The sequence below is a fragment of the Rhizobium sp. YS-1r genome, assembly GCF_000757525.1.
Taxonomy (GTDB): Bacteria; Pseudomonadota; Alphaproteobacteria; order Rhizobiales; family Rhizobiaceae; genus Neorhizobium; species Neorhizobium petrolearium.
In genome coordinates, this window is the sequence record NZ_JPYQ01000006.1 from 268,196 (window position 1) to 281,748 (window position 13,553).

The 13,553-nt window shown below is 60.9% G+C and carries 11 protein-coding genes and 1 tRNA gene; 3 read left to right on the forward strand and 9 right to left on the reverse strand.

All coding sequences use genetic code 11. From position 1 onward, the window contains the following. Position 1: 1 nt before the first annotated feature. Both JL39_RS05765 and JL39_RS05770 read right to left on the reverse strand, forming a co-directional pair. On the reverse strand, positions 2 to 670 hold the full coding sequence (locus JL39_RS05765) for a methyltransferase domain-containing protein (protein WP_037147262.1): 669 nt from the start codon (positions 668 to 670) through the stop codon (positions 2 to 4). A gap of 221 nt (positions 671 to 891) precedes the next feature. Then, positions 892 to 1,575, reverse strand: a complete 684-nt coding sequence (locus JL39_RS05770) for an HAD-IA family hydrolase (RefSeq protein WP_280114083.1) — start codon at positions 1,573 to 1,575, stop codon at positions 892 to 894. Positions 1,576 to 1,745: 170 nt separating this feature from the next. Between JL39_RS05770 and JL39_RS05775 the strand changes: the two genes are divergently transcribed. Beyond that, positions 1,746 to 2,516, forward strand: a complete 771-nt coding sequence (locus tag JL39_RS05775; protein ID WP_037147264.1) for an SDR family oxidoreductase — start codon at positions 1,746 to 1,748, stop codon at positions 2,514 to 2,516. A 64-nt stretch (positions 2,517 to 2,580) separates the two neighbouring features. Here the strand turns inward: JL39_RS05775 and JL39_RS05780 are convergent, their stop codons facing one another. The 3 genes from JL39_RS05780 to JL39_RS05790 form a co-directional block, all read right to left on the reverse strand. Next, positions 2,581 to 5,763: a multidrug efflux RND transporter permease subunit gene (locus JL39_RS05780; protein WP_037147266.1), complete on the reverse strand. Its 3,183-nt coding sequence runs from the start codon at positions 5,761 to 5,763 to the stop codon at positions 2,581 to 2,583. 125 nt (positions 5,764 to 5,888) lie between these two features. Next, positions 5,889 to 7,073 carry an efflux RND transporter periplasmic adaptor subunit gene (locus JL39_RS05785; RefSeq protein ID WP_037147268.1) on the reverse strand — a complete coding sequence of 395 codons (1,185 nt, stop codon included), beginning with the start codon at positions 7,071 to 7,073 and terminating at the stop codon, positions 5,889 to 5,891. Positions 7,074 to 7,129: 56 nt separating this feature from the next. Then, entirely contained in the window at positions 7,130 to 7,879 is a 750-nt protein-coding gene (locus tag JL39_RS05790; protein WP_052182694.1) for an alpha/beta hydrolase fold domain-containing protein, read from the reverse strand. A 221-nt stretch (positions 7,880 to 8,100) separates the two neighbouring features. Here JL39_RS05790 and JL39_RS05795 point away from each other — a divergent pair, with 221 nt between their 5' ends. Both JL39_RS05795 and JL39_RS05800 read left to right on the forward strand, forming a co-directional pair. Continuing rightward, a complete protein-coding gene (locus JL39_RS05795) occupies positions 8,101 to 9,036 on the forward strand; it encodes a LysR family transcriptional regulator (RefSeq protein WP_037147270.1) in 936 nt (311 codons plus the stop codon). Between the two features lie 116 nt (positions 9,037 to 9,152). Continuing rightward, complete coding sequence (locus tag JL39_RS05800) at positions 9,153 to 10,349, forward strand: MFS transporter (RefSeq protein WP_052182695.1); 1,197 nt, start codon at positions 9,153 to 9,155, stop codon at positions 10,347 to 10,349. A gap of 47 nt (positions 10,350 to 10,396) precedes the next feature. On the opposite strand, the gene JL39_RS05805 is transcribed toward JL39_RS05800, so the two are convergent. The 4 genes from JL39_RS05805 to JL39_RS05820 form a co-directional block, all read right to left on the reverse strand. Continuing rightward, a tRNA-Lys gene (locus JL39_RS05805) sits at positions 10,397 to 10,472 on the reverse strand. A gap of 234 nt (positions 10,473 to 10,706) precedes the next feature. Next, positions 10,707 to 11,624, reverse strand: a complete 918-nt coding sequence (locus tag JL39_RS05810; RefSeq protein WP_037147272.1) for a PhzF family phenazine biosynthesis protein — start codon at positions 11,622 to 11,624, stop codon at positions 10,707 to 10,709. Positions 11,625 to 11,689: 65 nt separating this feature from the next. Continuing rightward, the gene (locus tag JL39_RS05815) at positions 11,690 to 12,442 is read right to left on the reverse strand and encodes a DNA mismatch repair protein MutT (RefSeq protein ID WP_037147275.1); all 753 of its coding nucleotides are present in this window, start codon (positions 12,440 to 12,442) and stop codon (positions 11,690 to 11,692) included. Beyond that, positions 12,439 to 13,548 (reverse strand): endonuclease/exonuclease/phosphatase family protein, encoded by a 1,110-nt coding sequence (locus JL39_RS05820; protein ID WP_037147277.1) that lies wholly within the window; start codon positions 13,546 to 13,548, stop codon positions 12,439 to 12,441. The genes JL39_RS05815 and JL39_RS05820 overlap by 4 nt, the downstream gene beginning before the upstream one ends. Between the last annotated feature and the right edge of the window lie 5 nt (positions 13,549 to 13,553).

Sequence of the window (13,553 nt, forward strand, 5' to 3'; positions counted from 1 at the left end):
TTCAATCGTCGCTCGCCGGATCGGTATTCGTGGCCGGGCGTATCACCGTCTCGGAATGAGATTGAGGGCGCTCACGCGCGAGATCCAATGGCTTACGGCGAGAAATCCTGTAGACGCTCGCCGGCGGCAGGTTCCGCACGGTGGCGCCGAGATGCGTCGCCTTGAGGCCAAGCCGGTCGAGGATCGGACGCGGGACGGGACAGCGCGGTCCGTAGGTGAACTGGTAGAAGGCGCCGCCCGGACGAAGATAGGTGAAGGCGCCGCCGAGGATTGCCGTCACCTTGCGCGGCGACATCGAAAGAAGCGGCAACCCGCTGACGATAGCCCCGGCTATTGCGCCATCGAAAAGATCAGCATGCGCGAGCTTTGCCGCATCCATCTGCAGCACCCTCGCCTGCGGAAACCGCCGTTGCAGGCCAGGCACGAATTCGGGTCCGTATTCGATCAGCGTCAGATCGGACTCGGCAACGCCGCGCGCAAGCAGGGCGCGGGTGAAGACCCCAGTCCCCGGCCCGAGCTCGATCACCGGCCCGTCGAGCGGCGCTATCTCCTGGGTCATCAGCCGCGCGAGCGAGTCGCCGGAAGGTGCAACGGCTGCAACGCGCATGGGATTGCTGATCCAGGAACGGAAGAAATGCAGGAAATCGGAGAATGCGACGTCTGCTCTCATGGTCAGAGACTCACCGGTATGAAAATGCGATCGCGTATTCCGTCGACAATCACAGCCTGCATGGCAATTCCAAGGCATAGGAACCTCCGTCCTGAAAAAACAGTTTGCTGCGCACCGAATGACCCAGGTAACGCCGCAGCCAAAACGAAGTTAGTGAATTTTGCATCAAGTGCAATATTATCACGAGAAAGTGCAGTCCGATGCCTTGCCGGCTGAAACAATCAGCCCTTGAAGCGAACCAAAAGCCGCCCACCATCAGCAATATGTGTTGTCACATCGAGATAACCGGGAATCTTCCAATGTCCGGTCTCGATCTCATGGTTATGGGTGGCGGTGATGACCATGACATCGGCGCCGGCCGCCTCTCCTGCCCGGATGCCGGCAAGCACGTCCTCGAAGACCAGAGCCTCTGACGGGTTTACGCCGAGCCGTTCGGAGCCGAGGATATACCCTTGTGGATTGGGCTTGCCGACCGTCACATCCTCTGCTGTCACCATATGGCGCGGTTCGGGAATGCCGGCCGCTCGGAGCCTGCGCTTCGCCAGTTCGATCGGCGAGGATGTAACGATCGCCCAGCGCTCCGGCGGCAGGGCCGAAAGGAACTCCACCGCGCCCGGGATCGGCACGACGCCTTCCACGTCCTCGATCTCACCGCGCAGGATGAATTCCGCCTCGGCGACCGGATCGATGCCCGGCAGGTTCAGCGCACTGATCGTGTCGATGCCGCGCTTGCCATGCATGGTCGGCAGAAAACTTTCGACATCGAGCCCCATGGCCGCCGCCCATCGGCCCCAGACTCGTTCCGCCGCGGCAAGCGAATTCAGGATCGTTCCGTCCATGTCGAAAAGGAAGGCAGCGTAGGCCTTTTGGGGAAGCTTGATTTCCGGCGCGGCGGCAAAAGACAAGGGCAGATCCTTCAGGGGCAATCCGACGCAGAAATGGCCGGAATCGGTTTTGGTGTCAGCTCTACCATATGAAGATGCAAATCGATTGAAACAAGTATTGCCGCCGTCCTTGCCTTCCCTTTTCAGCACGGTAGAACTGTCTTCCTAGGTCGAACGCAAGGGAGGATGTCTTGGCCCAGGTTTCCGTGTCCCATCCGGATCTCGCCGATTGTGGCGTGCTGGTCACCGGCGGCGGTTCGGGCATCGGCGCGGCATTGGTGGAAGGCTTTGCCACTCAGGGGGCGCGGGTGGCCTTCATCGACATTGCCGACGATGTCAGCCGGAATCTCGCCGCGCGGCTGACAGAGAAATCCCGTCATCCGGTTTTCTACGTGAAAGCCGATCTCCGCAACATCGAAGAGGCCAAGGCTGCAGCGAACGAGGCTGCACACAGGCTCGGATCGATGTCCGTGCTCGTCAACAACGCCGGATGGGATGACCGGCATGAACTGGAAGCCGTAACGGAGGAATATTGGGACAATAGCCAGGCGATCAATCTGAAGCAGATGTTCTTTGTCTCGCAGGCCATCGTCCCGTATCTGCGGAAAGCCGGCGGCGGCGCGATCGTCAATTTCTCCTCGATCGCCTATCTGCTCAATATGGGTGAAATGCCCGCTTACACGACCGCCAAGGCCGGCATCATCGGATTGACCAAGAGCCTGGCGGGAAAGCTCGGACCGGAAAACATTCGTGTGAATGCGATCCTGCCCGGCATGATCGTAACGGAACGTCAGAAGGAGCTTTGGCTGAAGGAGGAGAATATTGCCGCGATGGTTGCCCGCCAGTGCTTGAAGCGGGTGCTTGTGGCGGAAGATCTTGTCGGCCCCTGCCTGTTCCTTGCCTCAACCGCCTCCGCCGCCATGACGGCCCAGACGATCGTCATCGACGGCGGAGCGCTTTGAACAGCGAAAAGGAAATTGCCGCGCGGGCTCCCGGTGGAAAGAGCCCGCGCGGCCGGAGGTGAGCTTACTCCGCTGGAGAGAGAGCGGGCGCCGCCTCCGTGCCGTGCTGCCGCAAGGGGCGGCTGCCGGTAAGCAAACGCACCAGCATGTAGAAGACAGGCGTCATGAAGATGCCGAAGAAGGTCACGCCGATCATGCCGGAGAAGACCGCGACACCCATGGCCGCGCGCATTTCTGCACCCGCGCCGGTCGAGACGACGAGCGGCACCACGCCCATGATGAAGGCCATGGAGGTCATCAGGATCGGCCGCAGGCGCAGCCGGCTCGCTTCGACTGCCGCCTGGAACGGCGTACGGCCTTCGAACTCCAGCTCGCGGGCGAATTCCACGATCAGGATCGCGTTCTTCGCCGAAAGTCCCACCAGCACCACGAGGCCGATCTGGGTGAAGATGTTATTGTCTCCACCAGTGAACCAGACGCCGGTCAGGGCGGCCAGAACACCCATCGGCACGATCATGATGATCGCAAGCGGCAGCGTCAGGCTCTCATACTGTGCGGCGAGCACGAGATAGACGAGCAGCAGTGCCAGCGGGAAGACGACAATGCTGGAATTGCCGGCCAGGATCTGCTGGTAGGTCAGGTCTGTCCATTCAAAGTCGATGCCCGAGGGCAGCGTCTCGTCGAGGATCTTCTCGATCGCCGCCTCTGCCTGTCCGGACGAATAGCCCGGAGCCGGACCGCCGTTGATGTCGGCCGACAGGAAGCCGTTGTAGCGTGTCGTGCGTTCAGGCCCGGTCTGCGCATCCACCTTGAGCAGAGCGGAAAGCGGGATCATCTGGCCGGACTGCGAACGAACCTTCAACTGGCCGATATCCTCGGCCTTGGCGCGGAATTTCGCATCCGCCTGCACCCGCACGCTGTAGGTACGGCCGAAGGCATTGAAGTCGTTCACATAGAGCGAGCCGAGGTAGATCTGCAGCGTTTCGAAGACATCACTCACCGAGACGCCGAGCTGTTCGGCCTTGGCGCGGTCGAGATCGGCATAGAGCTGCGGCACGTTGATCTGGAAGCTCGAGAAGATACCGGCGAGTTCCGGCGTCTGATAGGCCTTGGCGAGAACCGCCTTGGTCGCTTCGTCGAGCGCCTGGTTACCTAGACCGGCACGGTCCTCGATCTGCAGCTTGAAACCGCCCGTCTGACCGAGACCGTTGACCGGCGGCGGCGGGAACATGGCGATGAACGCATCCTGGATGCCGGCGTACTTCTGGTTCAGCGCCATGGCGATGGCGCCGCCCGAAAGCTCCGGCGTCTTGCGGTTCTCGAAGTCGTCTAGTACGGCGAAGACGATGCCGGCATTCGAGCCGATCGTGAAGCCGTTGATCGACAGGCCCGGGAAAGCGATAGCGTGTTCGACGCCTGGCTGCTCCATGGCGATATCGCTCATCCGCTTGATCACGTCTTCCGTGCGATCGAGCGTCGCACCATCCGGAAGCTGGGCAAAGCCGATCAGGTACTGCTTGTCCTGTGCCGGCACGAAACCGCCCGGCACGGCATTGAACATGCTGTAGGTCAGACCGACGAGCGCAAGATAGATGATCATCACCAGGCTCTTGCGCGAAAGCAGTCCGCCGACCGTCCGCCCGTAGCCGTTGGAGGCGGCTCCGAAGACGCGATTGAAGCCGCGGAAGAACCAGCCGAAGATCAGATCCATGAACCGCGTCAGTCCGTCCTTCGGGGCGTGATGGCCCTTTAGAAGAAGGGCTGCAAGCGCCGGCGACAACGTCAGCGAGTTGATTGCCGAAATCACGGTGGAGATCGCGATCGTCAGCGCGAACTGCCGGTAGAACTGGCCGGACAGGCCGCTGATGAAGGCGAGCGGTACAAAGACCGCGACCAGCACCAGCGCAATGGCGATGATCGGACCGGACACTTCCTTCATGGCGCGATACGTCGCGTCGCGCGGACTGAGGCCGTTCTCGATATTGCGCTCGACGTTCTCCACCACGACGATCGCGTCGTCGACGACGATGCCGATCGCCAGAACAAGTCCGAAGAGCGTCAGCGCGTTGATCGAGAAGCCGAAGGCATACATGACTGCGAACGTTCCGATGATCGAGACGGGAACGGCGATCAGCGGAATGATCGAAGCGCGCCAGGTTTGCAGGAAGAGGATGACCACGAGAACAACGAGCGCGATCGCTTCGAGCAAGGTCTCGATGACCTTTTCGATCGAGGCGCGCACGAACTTGGTCGTGTCATAGACGATCTCGTATTTGACGCCGGTCGGCATGGCGAGTTGCAGTTCGTCCATGGTGGCGCGAACATTGTCGGCGATTTCGATCGCGTTCGAGCCTGGAGCCTGCAGGACCGCCACGGCCACGGCCGGCTGGCCGTCCAGCAACGAGCGCAACGTGTAGTCGGCAGCGCCGAGTTCGATGCGGGCGACATCGCGCAGTCTGGTGATTTCGCCATTCTCGCCGCTCTTGACGATGATGTTGCCGAATTCCTCCGGCGTCTGGAGACGGCCCTGGGCGTTGACGTTGAGCTGCAGGTTGACACCCGGTACACTTGGCGATGCGCCGATGATGCCCGCTGCGGCCTGGACGTTCTGGGACCGGATCGCATTGCTGATGTCGCCTGCGGCCAGCGAATGTTCAGCCGCCTTCTGCGGATCGATCCAGACACGCATCGAATAGTCGCCGGCGCCGAAGACCTGCACCTGCCCGACGCCTTCGATCCGGGCGAGCCGGTCCTTGATGTTCAACGTCGCATAGTTGCGAAGATAGGTGATATCATAGTCGTCGCCGGTCGAGACCAGGTTGACGACCATGATGAAGTCGGGCGAGCTTTTCACCGTCGTGATGCCCAGCGCCCTCACCTCTGTCGGCAGGCGCGGTTCGGCCTGTGACACCCGGTTCTGCACGAGCTGCTGGGCCTTGTCCGGGTCCGTGCCGAGCTTGAAGGTGACGGTAAGTGTCAGCACGCCGTCGGAGGTTGCCTGGCTGGACATGTAGAGCATGTCTTCGACGCCGTTGATCTGCTCCTCGAGCGGGGTGGCGACGGTTTCGGCAATGACCGTCGGGTTGGCGCCGGGATAGGTAGCGCGCACGACGATCGATGGCGGCACGACTTCCGGATATTCGGAAATCGGAAGCGATCTGAGGCCAATGAGGCCGGCGACCACGATGAGGATCGACAACACGGCCGCAAAGACGGGCCTGTCGACGAAAAACCTGGAAATATTCATGTCAAAGCCCTCTCTCCGGGGTTGAACAAGAAACGGAAAGCGTCCGCCCTGCAGTCCATCGGGGCTGCAGGCTACAAACGCGAATGATGTCTTGGAGGCTGACCGGCCAACAGCCGGTCAGCGGATTACTTTGTAGCGACCTTGGCCTCGTCCTGCGGCTCGACCAGTGCGCCGGGACGGATACGCTGCAGGCCGTTGACGACGATCCGATCGCCGGGGTTGAGCCCCTTTTCGACAATCCTGAGGCCATCCACCGCCGAGCCCAGTTCCACCTGCCGGTAGGCGACGGTATTGTTGGCATCGACCACGAAGACGAATTTCTTGTCCTGATCGGTGCCGACGGCCTTTTCACTGACCATCAGGTGATCCTCCGACTTCGGCTGGCCCATGCGCACCCGCACGAACTGGCCCGGGATAAGGCGACCACCCGGATTGTCAAAGACGGCGCGCACACGGATCGTGCCGCTCAGAGCATTCACTTCGTTGTCGATAAGCTGCAACTTACCGCGGATCGGAGCACCGCCGTCGGCAAGCGTACTGACCTCCACCGGCACCTGCTCGATTGCTGGAGTGCCGTTCTGAGCCGGAAGCTGCGCCAGTATCCGGGTCACCAGCTCTTCGCTGGCGTCGAAACTCGCATAGATCGGATCGGCGGAAACAAGAGTGGTCAGCGGAGCGGACTCCGAACCCGATGCCACGAGATTGCCGACAGTGATCTCCAATCTGCCGACCCGGCCGGAAATCGGCGCCCGAATCTCGGTATAACCGAGATTGAGCTCAGCCACCCTCAGTTCCGCCTTCGCGGATTGGAGGTTGGCAAGCGCTTCGCCTTTGGTGCTCTGGCGCTGTGCAAGATCGCTTTGCGAGATCGTATTATTGGCTGCCAGGGTCTTGCCGCGTTCAAGTTCGGTCGTGGCTAGCTGAACCCTGGCTTCAGCAGAGGCCACCTGCCCTTCGGCCTGTGCGACCGCCGCTTCGTAAGGTTCCGGATCGATGGTGACGAGCAAGTCGCCCGCTTTCACCAGTCCGCCTTCGCGGAAATGCACCGCCTGGATCGTACCGGCGACGCGCGGACGGATCTGCACGCGGTCGACGGCTTCTAGCCGGCCGGAGAATTCCTGCCAGGTGGTGACGTTGCGCGGTTCGATGGTTGCGACGGTCACCGGAACGGCCGGTGCCGCCGCGGCGGCCGTCGCAGGAGCGGCATTCGCTCCTTGCGGTATGTCGAGATAGACGGAGGCCCCTGCAATCAGCGCGGCCGTACCCAGTCCGGTACCCCACAGGGCCCAGTTCTTGATCTTCGATGTCATTGCTACTCTCCTTACGGCCTAGGGAGCAGGCCGCGATCTTCCTTCAAATATATATGCTATGCACTCAATTCGTGGACGAAGCCGGTAAACTCGGAGCAAAGTGTCTCCATCCATTTTCCGCTGCCGCCCTTGTAAATACCCGTCCAGCCACAGCCGACCGGGAAAACCTTCTGCCTGACCGATACGCCCGACGCTGCCAGCCGCTCAGCATAACCGATCGCCTCGTCGTGCAGCGGATCATCCTCCGATGTCACGATCAGCGCCGGGGCGACACCCGAAAGCCGCGAACAGAGGCACGGTGCGGCATAGGGATGCTGGAAGCCGCATGCAGAACGCAGATAGTGGCTCCAACCTTCCGCCCAGCGCTGCCCCATGCCGATCTCGTCGGCCCGGTTGAACGAATTGCTCGCCATCATCGGGTCGATCATCGGCGACATCAGGATCTGCCCGCTCAGTTCGCCCGGCAGCACGTCGCGCGCTTTCAACGCCACGCCAGCTGCGATATTTCCGCCTGCCTCGTCCCCGGCCACGAATAGCTGGGACTTGCTCAAGCCGCCATACAGCTTCCGCTTTGTGCTCAGATACGCGAGCGCCATAAACGCATGTTCCATAGCCTGCGGAAACCGGCTGTCGGACCCCCTGGCGTAATCTGCTTCCAAAACGATCGCGCCGGCATCCACCAGCGCAGTGCCTGCCGGCCGCTCTGCCTCTTCCAGCCTCCCGCCCTGAAAGGCATCACCGCGAAAGTAGAGAACGATCGGCGCTCCCTTCACCTTCACCTTTGCCTTATCGCCGTAAAGGCGCATCGGGATCGGGGGTACGGGAGGACCTTCCAGCCCGATATTCTCCCAAATCCCACTGACGACCTTCTCACTCACAACGGACTCGCTTCGGCGCCCATAAGGGGGGCAGCTCTTGCCTTATCACTTGGAACATATATTATTGTTCGCAGCGTTGACCACAAGTCAGCCTAACGGACAACACTATTCCAAATTGATGGACAATACCGCATCGCAACAGGTGACATATGGATCAGCTTTCAGCAATGCGCGTTTTCGTCAGGGTCGTCGAAACCGGCAATTTTACGCGCGCCGCCGCAACGCTCAACATTCCGAAGACGACGGCGACCAACATGGTGCAAGCACTGGAATCGCATCTCAGCACCAAGCTTCTGAACCGCACGACGCGGCGAGTCATAGTGACCACCGACGGGGCGCTCTATTATGAGCGTGCGATCCAGATTCTCTCAGAAATCCAGGAGCTTGACGGCAGCATGTCGAACTCGCAGACGACGCCCTCCGGGCGGGTGCGGGTGGAGATGGCAGGCGCCTTCGCCGACCTTGTCGTCATTCCTGCGCTTTGCGACTTCTATACACGCTATCCGAATATCCGCCTGGACATCGGGGTCGGCGACCGGCTGGTGGACTACATCGCCGAAAACGTGGATTGCGCGCTTCGCGGCGGCACGCCGAAGGATCAGTCGCTAATCGCCCGCAAGGTGGGCGAACTCAGGATGAAGACCTACGCCTCGCCGGAATATATCCGCCGCTTCGGCCTTCCCTCTCATCCGAAGGAACTGGAGGACAAGCACATGTCCGTAGGCTATCTCAACGCTACTGCCGGGCGGACGATGCCTTTCGATTTCCGCCGCGGCGAGGAGGTGATCGAAGTAACCCCGCGCTATGTCGTCTCGGTCAACGACGCGCGCAGCTATCTCACTGCCGCAACCACCGGCATGGGCGTCGCCCAGGCGGCCCATTTCATGGCCCGCGATCCGGTCGCACGCGGCGAGCTGGTCGAAGTTCTTGCGGACTGGGAATGCGAATCCCTGCCTCTCTACATCGTCTATCCGCAGACGCGCCACCTCTCGAACAAGGTTCGGGTCTTCGTCGATTGGCTCGCCAAGCTGGTGCAGAACCTCAAGATCGAGGAAAACCGCGAGCAGATCCGGAAGGCGGGCTGAACGAGGCGTTCCTTCAACCATAAATCATGCTCTTCGCAAGGAATTTATGCTTCGGCACCTGTGAGGATGGTAAAGCCGTTCGAGAGTTTGCCTTTGATGATCGGAACAAGCAGAGCATGACACGTTGGGGACATGTCGCAATCGCCGTACTGGGCGGCATCGCAGCCGCACTGCATGTCGGCAAGGTACCGCCCGCGATCCCGATGCTGCGCTCGGAACTTGGCATGGATCTCGTCGCCGCCGGCTGGCTGATGGGGCTGGTCAGCGCGCTCGGCGCCGTCTGTGGCATCCTCATCGGCCGCTTCACCGACCATCTGACCCATCGACGCGCGATGATCCTCGGCCTGGCCCTGCTCGTCGCAGGCAGCCTGATCGGTGCCGCGACCCATTCCGAAGCGGTGATCTTCGCCAGCCGCGTGCTGGAAAGCGTCGGCCTGATCATGGTCTCCGTCGCGGCGCCCGGCCTGATCGCCTCATCGATCGATCCGCGCGATACGGGGCTCGCCTTCGCGCTCTGGGGCGTATGGATGCCCGTCGGCGTTTCCGTCATGATGATGATCTCGCCCTTCCTCCTGCCGAGCTTCGGCTGGCAGGGCTCCTGGGTTTTCGCAGCCATGCTGAGCCTCGTTCCGATGATTGCGTTGATGATGATGAAAACCGCGCAGCCGAGGGCCGCCGGGAAGGTTTCGACATCGCTGCCGGCGGCGGTCAGGCTCACCGCATCTCGGCCGATGTCCTGGATCCTTTCAGGAATCTTTGCCACCTACAGCGCAAGCTTCATGGCTGTCTTCGGCTTCCTGCCGACGCTGTTGATCGAGGATATGGGGATCGGCCTGGCGGCTGCATCCGTCATGACCGCGCTTGCCGTGCTCGCAAACGGCGTCGGAAATGTGCTTGGCGGCGTTTTCGCCCGATGGGGCGCGCCACGCTGGATATTGATCGCAGGCCCCTGCATCATGCTGACGATGACGGCCTTCATCGTCTTCGGCCACGCCTTTCCGCTGTGGATGAGGTATGGCGCGTCAGTGCTTTACGCCGTTTCAGGTGGCGTGCTGCCGGCGACGATCATGGGTTCTCTGCCGGTCTATGCCCCGCGCCGCGACCTCGTCGGCACATTCAGCGGCTTCGTCATGCAGGGGTCCAATATCGGCCAGGTATTCGGTCCGATGCTGCTCGCTTCGATCGTCGCGGCATCCGGCTGGCAGGCGGCGCCTTACTACATCTTCTCCACCACGACGCTCGGCTTCGCACTCGCTCTGTGCCTGCGCCAGACCGAGCGCCGCATTGCGGCGGCTCAACCCAAAGCCGCGTGAGAAGACGCTCGCCTCTGCCCGGAAATTTCTTTCGTCATGGAAGGAGATGGTGGGTGATGTAGGGCTCGAACCTACGACCCGCTGATTAAGAGTCAGCTGCTCTACCAACTGAGCTAATCACCCAAGACCGTCTGCGGCGAGGCGTCCTCGCCAGCGGTGTGAGGGGGCGTATAAAGGGGAACGCCGGCCTTGTCCAGCGGCTCTGCAAAAATTATTTGCCTCTTCGGGCAAAAAATCCAACCGGATTGAACTCCAGCGGATATGGAACGGGCCAAATTCGCACCAGATGCGCAAAGAGCTGAAGTTTCAACAATTTACCGCGTCACAATATCGCAATCTTCGACGCATGCCGAAAATTCACAGGTCAAGCATACCTTCCGCAAGCCTGACGGCTTGCCCGCCGATCCGTGCCTTGGCGATCTCGGCATCCTTCACGTCGATATGCAGGTAGATGAAGGACGGCCTGCCCATTTCGACGCCCTGCTCCACGAGGAGAGGATGATGCCCATCCGGCAGCGCATCGAAATGACGGATCGCACCAGAAAGCGCCGCGACCGCCGCGCCCGTCGCCGGGTCCTCGGAAATCCCCATGTCCGGCGAGAACATGCGTGCGTGGAATTTCGCCTGATGGTGGACGCCGCCACGACAATAGACATAAGCGGAAGCAAGCGCCCCTTCGACGAAGGGAGCAGCCCTTTCCCAAAGGAGCGGATCAAATTCCAGGTTCTGCACAATGGCAAGATTGTGCAGCGGAATCATCAGGAAAGGCACGCCGGCGCTCCAGATCGACGCCACGTGATTCTCGAACCCCATATCCGTCGATTTGACGCTGAGCGCATCGGAAAGCCCCTGATGGTCGAGCGGCAGGTCGATCCGTTGGGGCTTCCTCGGCAGGTCGAATTCCGCAAATCCGGCCTCACCGGCCCGAAGCCGCACGGCACAGCGCACCGGTCCGACATTTTCCTCCAGCACGCAGACGAGATCCATGTCCGCTCCACGGATGCCGTGATCACGTTCGGCAAGCGCTATTGCAGTCCCAACCGTCGGATGTCCGGCAAAGGGAAGTTCCCTCCCGGGTGTGAAGATCCGCAGCCGCGCGGCATAGGCGGGATTGGAGGAAGACTTCACGAAAACCGTTTCCGAGAGATTCATCTCCCTCGCAATTGCCTGCATGGCATCGTCGGCAAGACCGTCTGCGTCATAAATGACCGCCAAAGGATTGCCGGAAAGCTTCCTGTTGGTGAAGACGTCATAGATGCTGTAGCGACGGGCCAACAGCAGTTCCCTCCCTGCAATTTTCGATGGTGCCAAACTGCCCGAGCAGCCCATCCAGTGCAACCCTATTCGGCAACGTCTTGCCCTTGGCCGAAATACCAGTTCAGAACGGGCAACATGCCGACATGGTAAGGATGGACTGAAGGATCGGCCGAACGGATCGCCACCGCGCCCGCGATTTCCTTGTCTTCGGCAACATGCATATGCCGCTCGATCCGAGCGATCATCTGGTCCGCGGTCTCATCGAATCGGAAGAGCCGGAACAGGGTCACGGTCCGCCGGAAATGAGCGATGTAGTATCCGTCGCTTACAGTCGCATCATGCAGTTCGATCCCCGTCTCCTCCAGCACCTCGCGCCGCATATTGAGTTCGGGGTCACAATGACCGTCAACGACGTCATCGGGGTCGAAGGAGCCGCAGGCAAAATAAACCATGCCCGCATTCGCCGTATGCGCTCCCTTCCGGATGGCCACCAGGGCACCGTCCGAAGTTTCCAGAACCGGATAGGAATGGATATGCAGCGCACCATGCCGTTCCGGCTGCTTGCGCCACCATAAGAAGGTGGAAAAGGGCGCGATGTAGCCTTCACTGACAATGCCGCCCCGTACCAGGCCGATCCGCCTCTGAAGGATCATCCGGCCGTCGAACAGGGCAGGATTGGCGGCGATCTCCCGTTTCCAGTTCTCAGCGATCGCCTCCCGTTCGGCAAGGTGGAATGGATGGTCGCCCGTCATGATGCGCATCCTAACCCGGTCGACATGGAAAACGGTCCTTTCCGGCGGCAAGCCGGAAAGATCGTCGGAAAGTTCGATGGTCATTGGAGCTCCAGCGTCATGACGACAGGACAATGGTCCGACGCCTTCGGACGATCCCATCCGATGCGCGGAAATCGCTCGACTTCCTGTCCCGGAGGAAAGACGGTGCGATAGGGCTGCCCACCGCGGATGATCTCGGGAACACTGTCAGGATTGTACTCGGCGAGCGCCGGAGAAAGCCAGATATAGTCGAGCTGGCAGAGATGCTGTTCCTCAGGCCCGCGAGCGTGGTAAAGCGTCCAGCGATCCATCCCGTCACGGCGCTGCATCGGGTTCACCGCGAAGCCGTCATCGCTGAAGACGTCGAGCGCGCTCTTTTCTTCCCGCCTTGGTTCGAACCGGTAGCCCTCGCGCCGCGTGCCGATCACCTGCACCTTTTCCTGATAATCGTTCATGTCGCCGCAGATGGCGAAATTCCTGGTCCCGGTCCGCCCCATGCCGAAACGGCGTTCGATGATATGGCGCACCGCCCTCGCCTCAGCCGTGCGGATCGCCATGGTGCCGGTTCGTCCATCCAGGCCCTCGCGCGAATTGCTCATGGACTTGAAATGGACCACGTAAAGCGACAGGGGCTTTCCGCCGACCTTCAGTTCGACTTCGAGGCAATCCCGCTTGAATATCTTGTCATGCGGCTTGCTGGTCAGGGCCAGTTCCTCGTTGAACAGATCAAGGTCCTGATAGGTCAGCATGGCGTGACTGCGGATATCGATCACCTCGATCGGTTCGCCCGCCCGGGTCTCTTCGCGCATCAGCACCGCGACATCAATGCCGCGAGAATCATTGCCCTCGACGAGATATTTCTGGCGATAGCCGTTTCCGGCCATGCGGTAGAGATAGCCGTATTCGAAGGCCTGCAGCGCCGGCATGTTGTCGACCTCCTGCAGGCAGAGGATATCGGCATCCGCTTCCGCGATCGCCAGCGCCGAAAGCTGCCGCGTATCGTCGGTTTCGGCGATCAGGCGGGCCTGTTCCAGCTGCTGGTAGACAGCCTTGTCCTGCACGTCATAGAGTCTCAGCACGCGGTCCTGCCGAAGCTGGTTGCGCCAGCCGGAAAAATCGAAACGCGTCATCAGGTTTTCGATGTTGAACGTGCCGAGGCGCAGCGACATGCGGA